General features: G+C 65.3%; 21 protein-coding genes and 1 tRNA gene. 7 read left to right on the plus strand and 15 right to left on the minus strand.

The window, feature by feature from the left end; genetic code table 11:
- Positions 1-69 precede the first annotated feature (69 nt).
- The 3 genes from folD (at position 70) to ABIC90_RS08005 (ending at position 3,776) form a co-directional block, all read left to right on the plus strand.
- Positions 70-921 (plus strand): bifunctional methylenetetrahydrofolate dehydrogenase/methenyltetrahydrofolate cyclohydrolase FolD, encoded by an 852-nt coding sequence (gene folD / locus ABIC90_RS07995; RefSeq protein WP_354353550.1) that lies wholly within the window; start codon positions 70-72, stop codon positions 919-921.
- Positions 922-1,049: 128 nt separating this feature from the next.
- Entirely contained in the window at positions 1,050-3,098 is a 2,049-nt protein-coding gene (locus tag ABIC90_RS08000; protein WP_354353551.1) for a M3 family metallopeptidase, read from the plus strand.
- Between the two features lie 30 nt (positions 3,099-3,128).
- Positions 3,129-3,776, plus strand: a complete 648-nt coding sequence (locus ABIC90_RS08005) for a glutaredoxin family protein (protein WP_354353552.1) — start codon at positions 3,129-3,131, stop codon at positions 3,774-3,776.
- A 33-nt stretch (positions 3,777-3,809) separates the two neighbouring features.
- Here ABIC90_RS08005 and rpiA read toward each other — a convergent pair whose 3' ends face one another.
- Positions 3,810-4,532: a ribose-5-phosphate isomerase RpiA gene (gene rpiA / locus ABIC90_RS08010; RefSeq protein ID WP_354353553.1), complete on the minus strand. Its 723-nt coding sequence runs from the start codon at positions 4,530-4,532 to the stop codon at positions 3,810-3,812.
- A gap of 40 nt (positions 4,533-4,572) precedes the next feature.
- Here rpiA and ABIC90_RS08015 point away from each other — a divergent pair, with 40 nt between their 5' ends.
- On the plus strand, positions 4,573-5,649 hold the full coding sequence (locus ABIC90_RS08015; protein WP_354353554.1) for a quinone-dependent dihydroorotate dehydrogenase: 1,077 nt from the start codon (positions 4,573-4,575) through the stop codon (positions 5,647-5,649).
- Between the two features lie 16 nt (positions 5,650-5,665).
- Here ABIC90_RS08015 and ABIC90_RS08020 read toward each other — a convergent pair whose 3' ends face one another.
- The 4 genes from ABIC90_RS08020 to ABIC90_RS08035 all read right to left on the minus strand — a co-directional run bounded on the left by ABIC90_RS08020 (position 5,666) and on the right by ABIC90_RS08035 (position 8,132).
- Positions 5,666-6,379 (minus strand): phage holin family protein, encoded by a 714-nt coding sequence (locus tag ABIC90_RS08020; protein ID WP_354353555.1) that lies wholly within the window; start codon positions 6,377-6,379, stop codon positions 5,666-5,668.
- A 69-nt stretch (positions 6,380-6,448) separates the two neighbouring features.
- Positions 6,449-6,745: a glycine zipper domain-containing protein gene (locus tag ABIC90_RS08025; RefSeq protein ID WP_198786144.1), complete on the minus strand. Its 297-nt coding sequence runs from the start codon at positions 6,743-6,745 to the stop codon at positions 6,449-6,451.
- A gap of 128 nt (positions 6,746-6,873) precedes the next feature.
- Complete coding sequence (locus ABIC90_RS08030; protein ID WP_354353556.1) at positions 6,874-7,977, minus strand: NAD(P)/FAD-dependent oxidoreductase; 1,104 nt, start codon at positions 7,975-7,977, stop codon at positions 6,874-6,876.
- A gap of 32 nt (positions 7,978-8,009) precedes the next feature.
- Positions 8,010-8,132 (minus strand): stereocilin, encoded by a 123-nt coding sequence (locus ABIC90_RS08035; protein ID WP_354353557.1) that lies wholly within the window; start codon positions 8,130-8,132, stop codon positions 8,010-8,012.
- Between the two features lie 177 nt (positions 8,133-8,309).
- Here ABIC90_RS08035 and ABIC90_RS08040 point away from each other — a divergent pair, with 177 nt between their 5' ends.
- Both ABIC90_RS08040 and ABIC90_RS08045 read left to right on the plus strand, forming a co-directional pair.
- On the plus strand, positions 8,310-8,912 hold the full coding sequence (locus ABIC90_RS08040; RefSeq protein ID WP_354353558.1) for a peptidoglycan recognition protein family protein: 603 nt from the start codon (positions 8,310-8,312) through the stop codon (positions 8,910-8,912).
- A gap of 83 nt (positions 8,913-8,995) precedes the next feature.
- Complete coding sequence (locus tag ABIC90_RS08045; RefSeq protein WP_354353559.1) at positions 8,996-9,283, plus strand: hypothetical protein; 288 nt, start codon at positions 8,996-8,998, stop codon at positions 9,281-9,283.
- A 68-nt stretch (positions 9,284-9,351) separates the two neighbouring features.
- On the opposite strand, the gene ABIC90_RS08050 is transcribed toward ABIC90_RS08045, so the two are convergent.
- From ABIC90_RS08050 to uvrB, 10 genes are all read right to left on the minus strand, one after another.
- Positions 9,352-9,426, minus strand: a tRNA-Val gene (locus ABIC90_RS08050).
- 54 nt (positions 9,427-9,480) lie between these two features.
- Complete coding sequence (gene dnaQ / locus ABIC90_RS08055; protein WP_354353560.1) at positions 9,481-10,203, minus strand: DNA polymerase III subunit epsilon; 723 nt, start codon at positions 10,201-10,203, stop codon at positions 9,481-9,483.
- A gap of 12 nt (positions 10,204-10,215) precedes the next feature.
- Positions 10,216-10,554 carry an ISC system 2Fe-2S type ferredoxin gene (fdx, locus tag ABIC90_RS08060; protein ID WP_354353561.1) on the minus strand — a complete coding sequence of 113 codons (339 nt, stop codon included), beginning with the start codon at positions 10,552-10,554 and terminating at the stop codon, positions 10,216-10,218.
- 9 nt (positions 10,555-10,563) lie between these two features.
- Positions 10,564-12,426, minus strand: coding sequence for a Fe-S protein assembly chaperone HscA (gene hscA, locus ABIC90_RS08065; RefSeq protein WP_354353562.1), 1,863 nt, complete (start codon positions 12,424-12,426; stop codon positions 10,564-10,566).
- A gap of 90 nt (positions 12,427-12,516) precedes the next feature.
- Positions 12,517-13,035: a Fe-S protein assembly co-chaperone HscB gene (hscB, locus tag ABIC90_RS08070; protein WP_354353563.1), complete on the minus strand. Its 519-nt coding sequence runs from the start codon at positions 13,033-13,035 to the stop codon at positions 12,517-12,519.
- A 63-nt stretch (positions 13,036-13,098) separates the two neighbouring features.
- Positions 13,099-13,422 carry an iron-sulfur cluster assembly protein IscA gene (iscA, locus tag ABIC90_RS08075; RefSeq protein ID WP_007828190.1) on the minus strand — a complete coding sequence of 108 codons (324 nt, stop codon included), beginning with the start codon at positions 13,420-13,422 and terminating at the stop codon, positions 13,099-13,101.
- A gap of 1 nt (position 13,423) precedes the next feature.
- Positions 13,424-13,843: a Fe-S cluster assembly scaffold IscU gene (gene iscU / locus ABIC90_RS08080; RefSeq protein ID WP_280807155.1), complete on the minus strand. Its 420-nt coding sequence runs from the start codon at positions 13,841-13,843 to the stop codon at positions 13,424-13,426.
- Positions 13,844-13,893: 50 nt separating this feature from the next.
- Positions 13,894-15,114 (minus strand): IscS subfamily cysteine desulfurase, encoded by a 1,221-nt coding sequence (locus ABIC90_RS08085; RefSeq protein WP_354353564.1) that lies wholly within the window; start codon positions 15,112-15,114, stop codon positions 13,894-13,896.
- 72 nt (positions 15,115-15,186) lie between these two features.
- On the minus strand, positions 15,187-15,723 hold the full coding sequence (gene iscR / locus ABIC90_RS08090; RefSeq protein ID WP_093237517.1) for a Fe-S cluster assembly transcriptional regulator IscR: 537 nt from the start codon (positions 15,721-15,723) through the stop codon (positions 15,187-15,189).
- 229 nt (positions 15,724-15,952) lie between these two features.
- Positions 15,953-18,070 (minus strand): excinuclease ABC subunit UvrB, encoded by a 2,118-nt coding sequence (uvrB, locus tag ABIC90_RS08095; RefSeq protein ID WP_354353566.1) that lies wholly within the window; start codon positions 18,068-18,070, stop codon positions 15,953-15,955.
- Positions 18,071-18,175: 105 nt separating this feature from the next.
- On the opposite strand from uvrB, the gene ABIC90_RS08100 reads away from it, so the two are divergent.
- The gene (locus tag ABIC90_RS08100; protein WP_354353567.1) at positions 18,176-19,372 is read left to right on the plus strand and encodes an amino acid aminotransferase; all 1,197 of its coding nucleotides are present in this window, start codon (positions 18,176-18,178) and stop codon (positions 19,370-19,372) included.
- Positions 19,373-19,441: the final 69 nt, after the last annotated feature.

Raw genomic sequence — 19,441 nt, forward strand, 5'->3', positions numbered from 1 at the left:
CTCCGCGATAGCGATGCATATCCCTCACGCCTGCGCAAGCGGGCGTTTTTACTTGGAAAATCGAAACCGATGACCGCCCAACTGATCGACGGCAACGCCCTCGCCAAAACCATCCGCGCCGAAGTCGCAGGCCGCACCGCCGCACTCAAGGCGCGTGGCGTGAACCCGGCTCTTTCCATCATCCTCGTGGGCGAAGACCCGGCCAGCCAGGTCTACACGAAGCACAAGGTCAACGACAGCACGCAAACGGGCCTCGAAGCCACGCTCGAAACCTACCCCGCCGACCTGAGCGAAGCCGAACTGCTGGCCCGCATCCGCGCCCTCAACGACGACCCGAAGGTGCACGGCATCCTGGTTCAATTGCCGCTGCCGAAGCACATGGACAGCCAGAAGGTCATCGAGACCATCTCGCCCGCCAAGGATGTGGACGGCTTCCACGTCGCCAGCGCCGGCGCGCTGATGACCGGCGCTCCCGGCTTCTGGCCCTGCACGCCGCACGGCTGCATGAAGATGCTCGAAGCCATCGGCTACGACCTGCGCGGCAAGCACGCGGTGGTCATCGGCCGCAGCAACATCGTCGGCAAGCCCATGGCCATGATGCTGCTGGCCAAGAGCGCCACGGTGACCATCTGCCACAGCGCCACCCAAGACCTGGGCGCGATCACGCGACAGGCCGACGTGATCGTCGCGGCCGTGGGCAAGCTCAACCTGCTGACCGCCGACATGGTCAAGCCCGGCGCGGTCGTCATCGACGTCGGCATGAACCGCAAGGCGGACGGCAAGCTCGCAGGCGACGTCGATTTCGACGGCGTGAAGGAAGTGGCCGGCTGGATCACCCCCGTGCCCGGCGGCGTCGGTCCGATGACCCGCGCCATGCTCCTCGTCAACACCCTTGAAGCGGCCGAACGCGCCGCAAGATAGGAACCACCCCGTTGCTTGCTCACTGCGTGTAGCCCCCCCCCCTCAAGGGGCACCACCTGCGGCCCGGCAAAGCCGGTTCCGCGGTGGTTCCCGAAACGGCTTCGCTACGCTCGACCAGGATCTCTCACATGACCAACCCCCTCCTCGACTTCACCGACCTCCCGCTGTTCGACCGCATCAAGCCCGAGCACGTCGCGCCCGCTGTCGATGTGCTGCTCGCTGAAGCCGAAACCGCGCTGCAGACCGTCACCGCGCCGGAATTTCCGGCCGACTGGAACGACATCTCCAAGGTGCTCGAAGTCGCATCGGAGCGCTTCGGCCGTGCATGGAATGCCGTGGGCCACCTGAACGCCGTGGCCGACACGCCCGAGCTGCGCGCTGCCTACAACGAGGCCATGCCGCGCGTCACCGCTTTCTGGACCCGCCTGGGCTCCGACGAACGGCTCTACGCCAAGTACAAGGCCATCGACGTCGCCACGCTCAACAGCGAGCAGCGCCAGGCCCACCGCAATGCCGTGCGCAACTTTGTGCTCGGCGGCGCCGAACTGCAGGGCGATGCCAAGAAGCGCTTCGCCGACATCCAGGAGCGCCAGGCCGAACTGAGCCAGAAGTTCAGCGAGAACGCACTCGACGCCACCGACGCCTTCGCCTACTACGCCAAGCTCGGCGAGCTCGACGGCGTGCCCGAGGACGTGGTGAGCGCCGCGCGCTCCGCCGCCGAGGCCGAAGGCAAGGACGGGTACAAGCTCACGCTCAAGATGCCCTGCTACCTGCCGGTGATGCAGTTCGCCAAGAGCAGCGCACTGCGCGAAACGCTCTACCGCGCCTACGTCACGCGCGCCAGCGAGTTCGGCGACGCGGCCTTCGACAACACCGCGCTGATCACCGAGATCCTCGCGCTGCGCGAAGAAGAGGCCAAGCTCCTGGGCTACAAGAATTTCGGCGAACTTTCGGTGGTGCCGAAGATGGCCGAGTCGCCCGAGCAGGTCGTCAAGTTCCTGCGCGATCTGGCGACCAAGGCCAAGCCCTACGGCGAGCGCGACCTTGCGGACCTGCGCGTCTTCGCTGCCGAGCAATTGAGCATCACCGATCCGCAGCCCTGGGACTGGAGCTACATCGGCGAGAAGCTCAAGGAAGCGCGTTATGCGTTCAGCGAGCAGGAGGTCAAGCAGTACTTCCCGGCGCCGAAGGTGATGGCGGGCCTGTTCAAGATCGTCGAGACGCTGTTCGAGGTGTCGATTCGCCGCGACAGCGCACCGACCTGGCACCCGAGCGTCGAGTTCTATCGCATCGAGCGTGCCGGCCAGAAGGTCGGGCAGTTCTACCTTGACCCCTCCGCCCGCGCCGCCAAGCGCGGCGGCGCCTGGATGGACGACGTGCGCGCCCGCTGGCTGCGCCCCGACAACGGTGTGCTGCAAACGCCCGTGGCGCAGCTGGTCTGCAACTTCGCGAGCGGCGTGGACGGCAAGCCGCCGCTGCTCACGCACGACGACGTGACCACCCTCTTCCACGAATTCGGCCACGGTCTGCACCACATGCTCACGCAGGTGAACGAGCGCGACGTCTCGGGCATCAGCGGCGTGGAGTGGGACGCGGTCGAGCTGCCGAGCCAGTTCATGGAAAACTTCTGCTGGGAGTGGGACGTGCTCAGCCACATGACGGCCCACGTCGACACCGGCGAGCCGCTGCCGCGCGCCCTCTTCGACAAGATGACCGCCGCCAAGAACTTCCAGAGCGGCCTGCAGACGCTGCGCCAGATCGAGTTCTCGCTGTTCGACATGCTGCTGCACACCGAGTACCACGCGGCTGCCGCCAAGACGGGCGACGTGATGGCACTGCTGGGCAAGGTGCGCAGCGAAGTGGCCGTGATGCCCTCGCCGCCATTCAGCCGCACGCCGAACACCTTCAGCCACATCTTCTCGGGCGGCTATGCGGCCGGCTACTACAGCTACAAGTGGGCCGAAGTGCTGAGCGCCGACGCTTATGCGGCCTTCGAGGAAACCGTGGGTGCCGACGGCGAGCCGAACATCGAAACCGGCCGCAAATACCGCCAGGCGATCCTGGAGGCCGGCGGCAGCCGCAGCGCCATGGATTCGTTCAAGGCTTTCCGCGGGCGCGAGCCCCAGCTTGATGCATTGCTGCGACACCAGGGCATGGCAGAGGCTCAGCCTGCTTGATGCGGCGCTGAAGATGGCGATACTCGGGAGATGTATCTGACGCCTTACAAATTCCCGCCGCGTCGCCTGACCGGCCTCGCCCTGCTGCTCGTGGCCGCAGGCGCCATGGCCCAGCCGATCTATCGCAATGTCGACAAGAACGGCAAGGTCACTTTCTCGGACCGCGCGCCCACCGCCAGCACCGAGCCGGCGGCAGCACCGCAAGGCGTCGCAACCCCGGCCAACACGGCGGGGCTCCCCTACGAACTGCGGCAGGTGGCGCAACGCTACCCCGTCACGCTGTACAGCAGCGACGAATGCGCCCCCTGCAGCGCGGCCCGCACGCTGCTCACCACGCGAGGCATTCCCTTCGAGGAACGCACGGTCAAGAGCAATGAAGACATCGAGGCGTTGCAGCGCCTGAGCAGCCAGAGTTCGCTGCCACTGCTCACCATCGGCACCCAGCAGCTGAAGGGCTTTGCGGATGCCGAATGGTCGCAATACCTCGATGCGGCAGGCTACCCCAAGAGCAACAGCCTGCCGGCCGGCTACCGCAACGGTCCCGCGCGGCCGCTGGTTGCGCAGCAGGCAGCGCCTGCGCCCCGTGCCGCCGCGGCACCGGCTGCTGCGCAACCCGCACCGCCGCCGCCCGCCTCCAGCGATCCGAGCCCCAGCAACCCGGCCGGCATCAAGTTCTGACGAGAGCGGCTCGGCCGCTCCTCCCTCGGCCCTTCAGGCGAACTGCATCGTCTTCACGCCCGCCGCGGTGCCCAGCAGGCACACATCGGCTTTCTGATGGGCGAAGACGCCGACGGTCACCACACCGGGCCACTGGCTCACTTCGGATTCAAAGGCCAGCGGATCGCTGATCTTCAGGCCCGTGACATCGACGATGTGCTGGCCGTTGTCGGTGACCAGCGGCAGCCCGCCCTTCTCGCGCACTTGCGCAATACCGCCCATGGCCGCGAACTGGCGCATCACCCGCTGCACCGCCATCGGGATCACCTCCACCGGCAGCGGAAAGGCGCCCAGTGTCTCGACCAGCTTGGATGCGTCGGCGATGCAGACAAAGCGCTTCGATTGCGCCGCGACGATCTTCTCGCGCGTGAGCGCCGCGCCGCCGCCCTTCACCATGAAGCCGCTGTGATCGATCTCGTCGGCGCCGTCGATGTAGACGGCCAGTTCTTCCACCTCGTTGCTGTCGAACACCGGAATGCCCAGCGCGCGAAGGCGTTCGGTCGATGCCACCGAGCTGGAGACGGCGCCCTTGATCTGGTCCTTGATGGTGGCCAGCGCATCGATGAACTTGTTGACCGTCGAGCCGGTGCCCACGCCGACGATCTCGCCCTTGACCACGTAGGCCAGCGCGGCCAGGCCGACTTGGGCCTTGAGTTCGTCCTGGGAAAGCGTAGGCGCTGCTGCGGGCGCGGAAGATGGGGAGGCGGGTGCGGTCATCGCGGAGAATCCTTGGCTCATTGAAGTCGAGAATTATCCGATGCCCCTGCTGCTGCCCTCTTCGCTCTATGGCCTGGCCCGCCCTTTTCTCTTCGGGTTCGATCCCGAGCATGCTCACGAACTCACACTCGACGGGCTGGCACGCACGCAGAACACACCGCTGGCCTGCGCCTATTCGGCACCGCGCGTGGATGACCCGGTCACTCTCGCCGGTCTGAGCTTTCCGAACCGCGTGGGCCTTGCGGCCGGGCTCGACAAAAACGCACGCTGCATCGACGCCTTTGCAGCCATGGGCTTCGGCTTCGTCGAGGTCGGCACGGTGACGCCCAAGGCGCAGCCGGGCAACCCGAAGCCGCGCATGTTCCGCCTGCCGCAGCGCGATGCGCTGATCAACCGGCTCGGCTTCAACAACGAAGGGCTGGCCGCCTTCCTCGCCAATGTGCAGAAGGCGCGTTTTCGCAAGAGCGGCGGCGGCAGGACGCCGATGCTGCTCGGCCTGAACATCGGCAAGAACGCGGCCACGCCGATCGAGCGCGCGGTGGACGACTACCTCGCCTGTCTGGACGGCGTGTACCCGCATGCCGACTATGTGACGATCAACATCTCGAGCCCCAACACGGCCAACCTGCGCAGCCTCCAGAGCGACGAGGCGCTCGATGCGCTGCTGGGCGCGGTGGCCGAGCGGCGCGAGGCGCTGGCCGCGCAGCACAACAAGCGTTCGCCGCTGTTCGTGAAGATCGCGCCCGATCTCGACGAAGCCCAGGTGGCGGTCATTGCCGCCACGCTGCAGCGTCACGGCATGGACGGCGTGATCGCCACCAACACCACGCTGGCGCGCGATGCAGTGGCTGGCTTGCCGCATGCGGAGGAAGCGGGCGGGCTGTCGGGCGCACCGGTGCGCGAGGCGAGCAATCGAGTGATCGCCCAGTTGCGCGCGGCACTGGGCAAGGATTTCCCGATCATCGGCGTGGGCGGCATCCTGAGCGCGGCCGATGCCACGGCCAAGATCGCCGCAGGCGCGGACGTGGTGCAGATCTACACCGGATTGATCTACCGCGGACCGGCGCTGGTTCGCGAAGCGGCTCAGGCGCTGCTGCGGGACCGCAGCAAAGCCTGAGACCTTTTTCTTTCTCTCAGCGCATGCGCCAGAGAATCGGCGCGATGACGGCCGCCCAGCGCAGCAAGCGCTTCGGGCGAATCACCACCACGGCGGCTGCAGCGACGACGCCCGCCGCCACCGGATGCGCCCGCGCAATGCGCAGTGCGGCGGCGGATGCGCTTTCGTTGGGCGGAGGCGCCTCGCGCTCGGTGGTGCCCGCAGGCTGCGTTTCGCGGCCGCCTTGCAGGGTCGCAATCCGCTCGCGCTGATGCGTCATGCGCGCGAGCAATTCCTCGCGCGTGGCCGGCCGCGGTGGACGCGGTGCTTCTTCGTCTTCCGGGTCCTTGCCGAGTCCGAAGCTGTCCTGCACCCAGGCCCAATCGCGTTCGAACTCCTGCCGTGCCGGAATGAAGCTGTTGGAGGCGTTGCGCAGGGTCAGCAGCAGACCGGCAGCGGCAGCGAGCCAAAGCGCGATCCACGCGCCGGCCACCGACCAGGCGGCGGTGACGCGGTACGGCGTTTCCCAGAAATGCACCACCACCGCCACCGACAGCAGCGCCGCCGTGACCGTGGTGAGCCCCACCAGCACCACCACCAGGATGAGCATCAGCTTCAGGCGCTGTTTCTCTTCCTCCCAGGCCATGCGCAGCAACTGCACACGGTCTTCGGCTGCGAGTGCACCTTCGGCGGCCGCGATACGCAGTCGGCGAATTCGGCCGCTCAGGCCGAACAGGGACAGCAGCTTCATGGGCAGGCTCCTGCCCCGCTCAATGGGCGGCAGCGAACGGGCCGGCGGTGCGCGCTTGGGTTTGCGCGATCAGCGGCGGCCAAGCAACAGACCCACCAGCACGCCGACGGCCAGTGCGGCGCCTGCGATCTGCCAAGGTTCGTCGTGGGCGTAGGCATTGGTGGCGGAAGCCGCCTCGCGCGCCTTCTTGGCGGCAAGCTTGCTTTTCTCGGCGGCGAGCTCGCGCGCAATGGCGAGCTTGGTGTCGATGCGCTGACGCAGCGCCTTGATGTGGGGAACCGAATCCAGGTCCTTGCTGGCCAGCACGCCGCGCACGTCGCTTGCGATGTCTTCGGCTGCTGCTTCAAGATTTTGGGATGCACTCATTGGAAACTTTCCTCCGTGATGACACCGGCACCGCGCCGGCGGCTTCACGCCAGCAAATGGCGTGGTGTCATGTTACAGGCTGGAAAGCCCCTCATGCGCGGATGTGCACGCTCGTGGCCTGCGATGGCTCATGTATCGGCCAGCAGCCGCGCGACATGCGAGGCGATCGCCAGGCTGCTGGTGAGTCCCGGCGACTCGATGCCGAAAAGATTGACCAGGCCCGGCACACCGTGCGACGCGGGGCCGTCGATCATGAAGTCGGCTGCGGGCTCGCCCGGGCCGGAGATCTTGGGACGCATGCCGGCGTAGCCCGGAATCAATCCACCATCGGGCAAGGCGGGCCAGTACTTGCGCACCTCGGCATAGAAGCCGTTGCCGCGCGCCGGGTCCACCACCAGGTCATCGGCCGAAGTGACCCATTGCACGTCGGGTCCGAACTTGGCCTGCCCGCCGAGGTCGAGCGTCAGGTGAACGCCAAGGCCGCCGGGCTCGGGCACCGGGTAGATGAGGCGACTGAACGGCGCGCGCCCCGACAAGGTGAAGTAGTTGCCCTTGGCAAAATACTCAGTAGGAATCGATGTGGCGGGCAGCCCCTCGAACCGCCGCGCCAGCGCCGGCGCACCGAGTCCGGCTGCATTCACAACAGTACGGCAGCGCAGCGACGTCCCGTCCTGTGCGGTCAACACGATGGCGCCGTTGCCGCATTCGGCACGCGCAATGGGCGACTTCAACGCCAGCATTCCGCCGGCGTTCTCCAGGTCGCCCAGCAGGCTCAACATGAGCGCATGGCTGTCGACGATGCCGGTGCTGGGCGAATGCAGCGCGGCGGTGCAATTCAGTTGCGGCTCCATCGCCATGGCCTGCTGCCCATTGATCTGCACCAGGTCGTCGACGCCGTTTGCGGCCGCCTTCGCGCGAATGATTTCAAGCTGCCCCACCTGCTCTTCAGACGTGGCAACAATGAGTTTGCCGCAGCGCCGATGTGGCACGCCGCGTTCCGTCGCATATGCGTAGAGCGCGTGTCGCCCTTCGACGCACAGCCGTGCCTTGAGCGATCCCTGCGGGTAGTAGATCCCTGCGTGAATGACTTCGCTGTTGCGCGAACTGGTGCCGGTGCCAATGGCACCTTCAGCTTCAAGCACCAACACTTCACGGCCCGCCAGCGCCAGAGCGCGCGCCACGGCCAGCCCCACCACACCACCGCCGATAACGGCGCAATCGAGTTCGTCCATGGCGCGAGCTTATCGCGGCCCGCGCTGCGAACTCACGAGACCTGGGGTGGCGGCTCGGGGTCGGTGGCTTCGTCGGGCGCCGTGTTCGGGCCTTCGTCGGGCTCCACGGGAAGGTCTGGCGTGACGGGGGTCGGAAGGTCGGGATGTGTGGCCATGGTCGTCTCCTTTAGCCTCTTCGTTCTAGTCGGCCGCCGCATGTAATTCGCAAGCATGCAGCTTCACTCCGCGTCAGCGCGAAACTACAGCGGCCGGTCAAATGACGTTACCTTCTACGGCTTTCGGATCGAGGAGGGCTGTGGTGTACTGCACCGCACTGTTCAACAGGGAGAGACATGTCCACCATCGACACGAACGGGATGCTCATCGATCCCAAAGTGATTCCGCGACGCTCATCCGGCATCGAACACGGCGCCTTGCCCAGCGTGCTGGCCATCGTCGTTCACCAGACCGATTCCTCGACCGCCGAGTCCAGCCTCAACGGCTACAAGGACGGCGGCAACGGCGCCCATTTCCTCATCGACAAGAACGGCCAGATCTACCAGACGGCCAGCCTCTTCGCGCGCTGCTATCACGTCGGCAAGCTGATCAAGTCGAAGTGCCTGACGGTCAACAAGAACACCTGCGACACGGCCGCCATGGCCAAGATGCTGGCGATGTCGTGGACCCAGCAGATCAACGCACTCGATGCACACGAACGCGCCAAGTCGTACCCCGACCGCTTCCCCATCAACAGCGAGGCCATCGGCATCGAGCTGGTCGGGCTGCACATCGACGAGACGACCTACGAGGCGGTCACGGCGGCGCAGAACGCGTCACTGCAATGGCTCATCGACGTGCTGTACGCGCAGTTCAACCTGAAGCCGACCGATGTCTACAAGCATCCGACGGTGTCGTACAAGAACCCGGGCGAAGCGAGTTCGGCGGTATGGAAATGAAGGTGCGGGCCGCAGCCGGGGTGTTCGGCGCAATGCTTGTTGCGGCGTGTGCGGCTGGCAGCACGACGTTCACGGATGTGTACATGGCCGATTTCCGGTCCGACCAGCCCGCCGCCGCCTGCCGGCCGAGCGATGTGCCGCAGAACCACGGCAAGGCGCGCGAATTTTTCTCGCGGGCCAGGCAGGTCGACTACAAGACGCTGCACGACAACTACGAGCAGGCACCCTGCTTCGTCGAAGGCACCCTCAAGAAGGACGGCAAATCGTGCGACTGGCAGATTCGCGCAGGCGCCACAGGTGCCGTTCAGTGCGGCGAGCAGAAGCTGTACTTCGCGTGCGACACCTGCGGCGACCTGTTCGGCGCGAAGTAGAGGCAAGAGGCGGGCAAGAAAAAAGCGACTGGGGGTCACCCGAGTCGCTGAAGATTCTTCTAGAAAAATGGTGGGCGGTGGAGGTTTCGAACCTCCGACCCCAGCAGTGTGAATGCTGTGCTCTACCCCTGAGCTAACCGCCCGTGGCACCGCGAATGCAGTGCCTTGGAATTAATCGCGTTGCGCGAAGCCTTCGATTATGCCACAGCATTTCCGCCGTTTTGGCGAAACAGCGTGCGTCCGTTGCTGGATTTGTCGAGCTGCGACAACACCGCATCGTGCGCCGCGAGCTCCTGCTCGCCCGCCATGATCACCGGCAGCTCGAACTGGCTCAGGTCGATGGCCACCACGGTGGCGCCTGGCGCGGGCTCGTTCGAGGCGACGTCGATCATCAGCGCGTCCTGCCCGCGTGTGAGGTTGATGTAGACATCGGCCAGCAACTGGGCATCGAGCTTGGCGCCGTGGAAGGTGCGGTTCGAACGATCGACGCCGAAGCGGTCGCACAGCGCATCGAGCGAATTGCGCTTGCCGGGGTAGACCAGCTTCGCCATGGCCAGCGTGTCGGTCACCTCGCTCACGAAGGTGCGCAGGAGCGGAAGGCCGGCGCGCTCGAATTCCTTGTTGAGGAAGCCGACGTCGAAGGCCGCGTTGTGAATGATCAGCTCGGCGCCGCGCAGGTACTCGATGATGTCGTTGCCCAGCGTGGCGAACTTCGGCTTGTCGCGCAGGAAATCGGTCGTCAACCCGTGCACCTTGAGCGCGTCTTCGTGGCTCTCGCGCTCGGGGTTGAAATACATGTGCAGGTCGTTGCCGGTGAGCTTGCGCGCAACCAGCTCCACGCAGCCGAGTTCGATGATGCGGTCGCCGTTCTCCGCGGAGAGGCCGGTGGTTTCGGTGTCAAGGACGATCTGGCGCGACATGCGGTGGCTCTTTCAGTGATTCTCTTTGGCGTGGTTGATCGAGTACTTGGGAATCTCGATCGTGACATTCTCCTGCGCCAGGATCGATTGGCAACTCAGGCGCGATTGCGGCTCCAGGCCCCAGGCGCGGTCGAGCAGGTCTTCTTCGCCCTCTTCCGCCTCGTTGAGCGAGCTGAAGCCCTCGCGCACGATCACGTGGCAGGTGGTGCAGGCGCAGCTCATCTCGCAGGCGTGTTCGATGTTGATGTGGTTGTCGAGCAGCGCCTCGCAGATGGAGGTGCCCGCAGGCGCGGTGATTTCGGCGCCTTGCGGGCAGTACTCGGGATGCGGGTAGATCTTGATCGTGGGCATGTTGTTGTTCTAGAGGGATTCGAGCTTGCGGCCGGCAAGGGCGCGCGCAATGCCCGCGTTCATGCGCTGGGCGGCAAAGGCTTCGGTGTCGTTGGCCAGCGTCTTGGTGGCGGCTTCGATGGCCGCGGCTTCGTTGCTGGCCTTGGCGGCTTCGCGCAGCTTTGCCATCGACGCGTCGATGACGGTGCGCTCGTCGTCGCTCAGCAGGTCGCCGTCGGCATCAAGGGCGCTTTGCGTGGCGAGCAACATGCGATCGGCATCGACTCGCGCCTCGGCGAGCGCGCGGGCCTGCATGTCCTGCTGCGCGGTGGAGAAGCTCTCCTGCAGCATGGTGGCGATCTGGTCGTCTGAAAGACCGTACGACGGTTTGACAGCCACGCTGGCCTCGACACCGCTGCCCTGCTCCTTCGCACTCACGCTCAGCAAGCCGTCGGCATCGACGGTGAAGGTCACGCGGATGCGCGCCGCACCGGCCGCCATGGGCGGAATCCCGCGCAGCGTGAAGCGCGCGAGGCTGCGGCAGTCGGACACGAGGTCGCGCTCGCCTTGCACCACGTGCAGTGCGAGCGCGGTCTGGCCGTCTTGATAGGTCGTGAAGTCCTGCGCCATCGCGGTCGGGATGGTCTGGTTGCGCGGCACGATGCGCTCAACCAGGCCGCCCATCGTTTCGATGCCGAGCGACAGCGGGATCACATCGAGGAGCAACAGATCGCCCGCGCCGTTGTTGCCGGCCAGCTGGTTGGCCTGGATCGACGCGCCGAGCGCGACGACTTCGTCGGGATTCAGGTTGACCAGCGGCTCGCGGCCGAAGAACGCGGCCACGGCCTCGCGGATCTGCGGCATGCGGGTGGAGCCGCCGACGAGCACGATGCCCTGCAGATCGTCGGCCTTGAGCTTCGCATCGCGCAATGCCTTGCGGACAGCGGCGATGGTTTTGTCGGTGAGCGCTTTCGTGGCTGCATCGAAATGCGCGCGCCTCAGATCGAATCGCACGGAGCCGCCGGCCACCTCGACCTGGAATTCGACAGCGTCCGAATCGGTCAGCGCCTCTTTGGCCGCGCGGGCTGCGACGAGCACCGCGGCCTTGTCGCCGTCGTTCACCACCTGCAATCCGGTTTGCGCGCGGACGAAATCGGCGAGCGCATGGTCGTAGTCGTCACCGCCCAGCGCCGAGTCGCCGCCGGTCGCGATGACCTCGAACACGCCCTGCGTGAGCCGCAGGATCGAGATGTCGAAGGTGCCGCCACCGAGGTCGTACACCGCGTAGACGCCTTCGCTCGCGTTGTCCAGGCCGTAGGCGATGGCCGCGGCCGTGGGCTCGCTGATCAGGCGCAGCACGTTGAGGCCGGCGAGTTGCGCGGCGTCCTTGGTGGCCTGGCGCTGGCCTTCGTCGAAGTAGGCCGGCACGGTGATGACGGCGCCGTAGAGCTCGTCGTCGAAGGTGTCTTCGGCGCGAAAACGCAGCGTGGCGAGGATCTCGGCGCTGATCTCGACCGGTGACGTCTCGCCCACCGAGGTCTGCACCTTCACCATGCCGCCGTCGTCGCCGCCGATGCGGTACGACATGGATTCGCGGTTCGCGATGTCAACGAGGCCGCGGCCCATGAGCCGCTTGACCGAGGTGATGGTGTTGGCCGGGTCCTGCGCACGCGCGGCGAGCGCCTCGAAGCCGATCTGTCGGCGGTCGCCATCGAGGTAGCGCACGGCCGAAGGCAGTAGCACGCGGCCCTGGTCGTCGGGCAGGCACTCGGCCACGCCGTTGCGCACCGCGGCCACCAGCGAATGCGTGGTGCCGAGGTCGATGCCCACGGCGATGCGGCGCTGATGCGGGTCGGGCGCCTGGCCGGGTTCTGAAATCTGGAGGAGAGCCATCAGGCCTCCCGCCGGGCCGCCCCAAGGGAGGCCTGCGCCCCCTCGGGGGGCAGCGAATACACGAAGTGAAGAGCGTGGGGGTGCATTTCGTTATTGTCCCAACTGATCGAATTTGGCTTCGACATCGTGGCCGAAGCGCTCAATGAACATGAGGGCTCTCACCTGCTGCGCGGCGGCGGGGTAGTCGCCCTTTTCGTCGATCAGCCAGTCGAGCGACGACAGCGCGCGCGCACGGCCGGCATCGACCTCGGCCTGCAGCTTCTCGACCGCGGCGATGTCGCTGGCGTCGTCGAGCGCCTCGCGCCATTCCATCTGCTGCATCAGGAAATCGGATGGCATCGTGGTGTTGTTCTCGGCATCCAGCGGTGCGTCGTGCAGTTCGCAGATGTAGCTCGCGCGACGGATGGGGTCCTTGAGCCGCTGATAAGCCTCGTTGATGCGCACCGACCACTGCATGGCCACGCGTTGCGCGGCAGCGCCCTGCGCGGCAAACCGGTCGGGGTGGGCCTCGCGCTGCAGCTCTTTCCAGCGCGCGTCGATCGCGGCGCGGTCCTGCGCGAAGGTCGCGGGGACGGCGAACAGTTCAAAGTCGGTGTCGTTCAGGTTCATGGCAAAAAAAAACCGCCAGCACATGACATGGTGGCGGCTGTGGTCGCAATCAGCGACGACGCATCAGATGCGAAAACTCTCTCCGCAACCGCAGCGATCACGCTCGTTCGGATTGATGAACTTGAAGCCTTCGTTCAGGCCTTCGCGCACGAAGTCGAGTTGCGTGCCGTCAATGTAGGCCAGGCTCTTCGGGTCGACCAGCACCTTCACGCCGTGGTCTTCGAACACCACGTCTTCAGGCGTGAACTCGTCCACGTACTCGAGCTTGTAGGCCAGGCCCGAGCAGCCGGTGGTCTTCACGCCCAGCCGCACGCCCACGCCCTTGCCTCGCTTGCCGAGGTAACGGGTGACGTGGCGCGCAGCAGCTTCGGTCAGCGTAACGGCCATCTCAGTGAACAGCTTCGGCGGTCGACTCGGCCGTCTTGGCGCCGTGCTTGGCCTTGTAGTCGTTCACGGCCGCCTTGATGGCGTCTTCCGCGAGGATCGAGCAGTGGATCTTGACTGGCGGCAGGGCCAGTTCTTCGGCGATCTGCGCGTTCTTGAGCGCAGCCGCTTCGTCGAGCGTCTTGCCCTTGACCCATTCGGTCACGAGCGACGACGAGGCGATGGCCGAGCCGCAGCCGTAAGTCTTGAAGCGCGCGTCTTCGATCACACCGGTTTCGGGGTTGACCTTGATCTGCAGCTTCATCACGTCGCCGCAGGCCGGTGCGCCGACCATGCCGGTGCCTACCGAGTCGTCGCCCTTTTCGAAGGAGCCGACGTTGCGGGGGTTTTCGTAGTGGTCGATGACCTTGGAAGAATATGCCATGGTGTGCCTCTCAAACTTTGTTCAATCGTGGAGCCTTGGGCGGGCCTGGGTCAGTGGGCCGACCACTGGATCGTGCTGATGTCGACGCCGTCCTGGAACATCTCCCACAGGGGGCTCAACTCGCGCAGCTTGGCGACGTTGTGCTTGATGGTCGAGATGGCGTAGTCGATTTCTTCTTCGGTCGTGAAACGGCCGATGGTCATGCGCAGGCTGCTGTGGGCCAGCTCGTCGCTGCGGCCCAGGGCGCGCAGCACATAGCTGGGCTCCAGGCTGGCCGAGGTGCAGGCCGAACCCGACGACACCGCCAGGCCCTTGATGCCCATGATCAGCGACTCGCCTTCGACGTAGTTGAAGCTCATGTTCAGGTTGTGCGGCACACGGCGTTCGAGATCGCCGTTGATGAAGACCTGTTCGACATCCTTCAGGCCGTCCAGCAGGCGCTGCTGCAGGCGGCGCGCATGGGCGATGTCGTCGTTCATTTCGAGCTTGGCGATGCGATAGGCCTCGCCCATGCCGACGATCTGGTGCGTGGGCAGCGTGCCCGAACGCATGCCGCGCTCATGGCCGCCGCCGTGCATTTGCGCTTCGAGGCGAATGCGCGGCTTGCGACGCACATACAGGGCGCCGATGCCCTTGGGGCCGTAGGTTTTGTGCGAGGCGAGGCTCATCAGGTCGATGGGCAACTTCGTGATGTCGATCTCGACCTTGCCGGTGGCCTGGGCCGAATCGACGTGGAAGATCACGCCCTTTTCGCGGCAGGCATTGCCCAGCGCGACCACGTCCTGGATCACGCCGATTTCGTTGTTCACGAAGAGCACGCTGGTCAGGATGGTGTCGGGGCGAATGGCCGCCTTGAACTTGTCGAGATCGACGAGGCCGTTTTCCTCGACGTCGAGGTAGGTGACTTCGAAGCCCTGGCGCTCGAGTTCGCGCATGGTGTCGAGCACGGCCTTGTGCTCGGTCTTCAGCGTGATCAGGTGCTTGCCCTTGCCCTTGTAGAACTGGGCCGCACCCTTGAGCGCGAGGTTGATGGACTCAGTGGCGCCCGAGGTCCAGACGATCTCGCGGGGGTCTGCATTGATCAAGTCAGCCACCTGGCCGCGCGCCTTCTCTACCGCCTCTTCCGCTTCCCAGCCCCAGGCGTGGCTACGCGACGCCGGGTTGCCGAAATGTTCGCGCAACCAGGGAATCATGGCGTCGACCACGCGCGGGTCGACCGGCGTGGTCGCGCCGTAATCGAGATAAATCGGGAAATGAGGAGTGACGTCCATGGCTCGGGCTGGCGTGGGGTTGTTCTTTGATCTGGGCTGCTGGCGGCGGCGCTCTGTGGCGCCGCTCGCGACTCAGGACTTGGCGAAGACGTTGCCGAGGGCAAACACCGAATTCGGCGCATTCACGCGAATCGGCTTGACCACCGGCTGCGCCGAGATCGCGCGCTTGACCACAGGCTTGTTCTCGATCTGCACGCCCTTGGCAATCTGGTCGTCGACCAGCTTCTGCAATGTGACGGAGTCGAGGAACTCGACCATGCGCTGGTTCAGCGAAGCCCAGAGTTCGTGGGTCATGCAGCGACCCGCTTCGCCCAGGCAGTTTTCCTTGCCTCCGCACTGCGTGGCATCGATGGGCTCATCGACGGAAACAATGATGTCGGCCACGGTAATGTCAGCCGCCTTGCGGCCGAGGCTGTAGCCGCCGCCGGGGCCGCGCGTCGACTCCACCAATTCGTGGCGACGCAGCTTGCCGAACAGCTGTTCGAGGTACGACAACGAAATCTGCTGCCGTTGGCTGATTGCAGCCAAGGTGACCGGACCGGTGTTCTGACGCAGGGCCAGATCGATCATGGCGGTGACCGCAAAACGGCCTTTGGTAGTGAGACGCATCGCAAGCTCCTTCAAGTGCTTACCGTTGAAATGACACCGTGGTCCTGGACCGCGGTGACTTCGTCTCCGCCCTGCCCGACCCCTGACGCTGGTGAACCAGCCGGTAGGAGTCGGTCCTTCATCGCGAAGTTCTTATGTTGTTGAGTGTTTCGGTCAAGTATAGCAGAAGGCCCTCAACTCTGCTGGGGTAAACCCCAGCGCCAACCCCTTGAAGAACGCGGACTTCCGGCTACGACGGCAAGACGACGATGTTGTCGCCGCCGGACGCCCCGAATGCCTGCTCCCGCAGCAGCGCCAACTGGTCTCGCACCCGCGCCGCCTTCTCGAATTCGAGGTTGCGGGCGTGCTCCAGCATGAGCTTCTCCAGCCGCTTGATTTCCCGGGCAATGTCTTTCTCGCTCATGTCCTCGACCTTGGCGCGTTCCAGGTCGAGCTTGGCCATTTCCTTGCCCGTCTTTTCGCTGTAGACGCCGTCGATCAGGTCGCGCACCTGCTTGACGATGCTGCGCGGGGTGATGCCGTTGGCCAGGTTGTGGGCGATCTGCTTGGTGCGCCGGCGCTCGGTTTCGTCGATGGCCTTCTTCATCGACTCGGTCATCCGGTCGGCGTAGAGGATGGCCTTGCCGTTCAGATTCCGCGCCGCGCGCCCGATGGTCTGGATCAGCGAGCGCTCCGCGCGCAGGAAGCCCTCCTTGTCGGCATCCAGGATCGCGACCAGCGAAACCTCGGGAATGTCCAGGCCTTCGCGCAGCAGGTTGATGCCCACGAGCACGTCGAAGGCGCCCAGGCGCAGGTCCCGCAGGATCTCGACCCGCTCGACGGTGTCCACGTCGCTGTGCAGGTAGCGGACCTTGACGCCGTTGTCGCCCAGGTAGTCGGTCAATTGCTCGGCCATGCGCTTGGTCAGCGTGGTGATCAGCACGCGCTCGTTCTTGTCCACGCGGATGCGGATCTCGCCCAGCACATCGTCCACCTGGTGCGTCGCGGGACGCACCTCGACCTCGGGGTCGATCAGCCCCGTCGGGCGCACCAGTTGCTCGACGACATTGCCGGAGTGGTCCTTTTCGTACTGCGCCGGTGTGGCCGAAACAAAGATCGCCTGCCGCATGCGCGTTTCGAACTCGTCGAACTTGAGCGGCCGGTTGTCCATGGCCGAGGGCAGCCGGAAGCCGTACTCGACCAGCGTGGTCTTGCGTGCCCGGTCGCCGCTGTACATGGCGTTGAGCTGGCCGATCATCTGGTGGCTCTCGTCGAGGAACATCAGCGCGTCCTTCGGCAGGTAGTCGGTCAGCGTGGCCGGCGGCTCTCCGGGCGCGGCGCCCGAGAGGTGGCGCGAGTAGTTCTCGATGCCCTTGCAGTGGCCGATCTCGGCGAGCATTTCGAGGTCGAAGCGGGTGCGCTGCTCCAGGCGCTGTGCCTCCACCAGCTTGCCCTGCCCCACGAACTCCTTCAGGCGGTCGGCCAGCTCGATCTTGATGGTCTCGACCGCGCCCAGCACCTTGTCGCGCGGCGTCACGTAGTGGCTCGACGGGTACACCGTGAAGCGCGGAATCTTCTGGCGGATGCGCCCGGTGAGCGGGTCGAAGAGCTGCAGCGACTCGATCTCGTCGTCGAACAGCTCGATGCGGATCGCCAGCTCGCTGTGCTCGGCCGGAAACACGTCGATGGTGTCGCCGCGCACGCGGAAGGTGCCGCGCGAAAAATCCTGCTCGTTGCGGGTGTACTGCATGCGGATCAGCCGGCTGATCACGTCGCGCTGTCCGATCTTGTCGCCCACCCGCATGATGAAACGCATCTGCGTGTAGTCCTCGGGCGTGCCGATGCCGTAGATGGCGCTCACCGTCGCCACGATGACCGTGTCGCGCCGCTCCAGCACGCTCTTGGTGGCCGAGAGGCGCATCTGCTCGATGTGCTCGTTGATCGAGGAATCCTTCTCGATGAACAGGTCGCGCTGCGGCACGTAGGCCTCGGGCTGGTAGTAGTCGTAGTAGCTCACGAAGTACTCGACCGCGTTCTTCGGAAAGAACTCGCGAAACTCGCTGTAGAGCTGCGCCGCCAGCGTCTTGTTGGGCGCGAACACGATGGCCGGGCGGCCCAGCCGCGCGATCACGTTGGCCATGGTGAAGGTCTTGCCCGACCCGGTCACGCCCAGCAGCGTCTGGAACACTTCGCCGTCGATCACGCCCTCGACCAAGCCGTCGATCGCCTTGGGCTGGTCGCCGGCCGGCGGATACGGCTGGAAAAGCTCGAACGGAGAGCCCGGGTACTTGATGAATTCGCCCTGCTTGGCAGGACCGATCGGGTCCAGTTTCTTCAGGTCTGCTATGGCTTCGGTGTTCTCTGGCATGGCTGTTCCCGACAGGTGGCGATGGCGCCGGTAAAATTCAAGGCAACCGGAAAGCGTAGCGCAAACCCGGTTGCCAGCGAAGCTTTCATCCCAAAGGACCTTTCCATGTCTATGTTCACCGCGGTCGAAATGGCACCGCGCGACCCGATCCTCGGCCTCAACGAGCAATTTGCAGCCGACACCAACCCCAACAAGGTCAATCTCGGCGTCGGCGTCTATTACGACGACAACGGCAAGCTGCCCTTGCTGCAATGCGTGCAGGCAGCCGAACAGAACATGATGAAGGCCCCCTCGGCCCGCGGCTACCTGCCGATCGACGGCATCGTGGCGTACGACAACGCCGTCAAGGGCCTGGTGTTCGGCACCGACAGCGAACCCGTGCAATCGGGCCGCGTGGCCACCATCCAGGGCATCGGCGGCACCGGCGGCCTGAAGGTCGGCGCCGATTTCCTGAAGAAGCTCAACCCCGATGCCAAGGTGCTGATCAGCGATCCGAGCTGGGAAAACCACCGTGCCCTGTTCACCAGCGCAGGCTTCGTGGTCGAGAGCTACCCCTACTACGACGCAGCCAAGCGCGGCGTCAATTTCGAGGGCATGCTGGCCGCACTCAACGCAGCGCCCGCGGGCACCGTCGTCGTGCTGCATGCCTGCTGCCACAACCCCACCGGCTACGACATCACCCCCGCGCAGTGGGACCAGGTGGTTGCGGCCGTCAAGGCCAAGGGCCTCGTGCCCTTCCTCGACATGGCCTACCAGGGCTTCGGCTACGGCCTGAAGGAAGACGGCGCCGCCGTCGCCAAGTTCGTCGATGCGGGCCTTACGTTCTTCGTCTCGACCTCGTTCTCCAAGAGCTTCAGCCTGTACGGCGAACGCGTGGGCGCCCTGTCGGTGCTGTGCGAGAACAAGGAAGAAGCCGGCCGCGTGCTCTCGCAGCTCAAGATCGCCATTCGCACCAACTACAGCAACCCGCCGATCCACGGCGGCGCCGTGGTGGCTGCGGTGCTGGGCAACGCCGAACTGCGCGCCCTCTGGGAAAAGGAACTGGGCGAGATGCGCGTGCGCATCAAGGCCATGCGCCAGAAGCTGGTCGACGGCCTCAAGGCCGCGGGCGTGAAGGAAGACATGAGCTTCATCACCACCCAGATCGGCATGTTCAGCTACTCGGGCCTCTCCAAGGACCAGATGGTGCGCCTGCGCAATGAATTCGGCGTGTACGGCACCGACACCGGCCGCATGTGCGTGGCCGCGCTCAACAGCAAGAACATCGACTACGTCTGCGCATCGATCGCCAAAGTCATCTAGGTGACAGCAAGGCGTGAGGGAATCCGCCCTGGCGACGATTCCTTCACGCGCTTGCAGCGAGGGCTCCTC

Origin of the sequence: Variovorax boronicumulans, assembly GCF_040544675.1 — a bacterium.
Lineage (GTDB): Bacteria > Pseudomonadota > Gammaproteobacteria > Burkholderiales > Burkholderiaceae_C > Variovorax > Variovorax boronicumulans_D.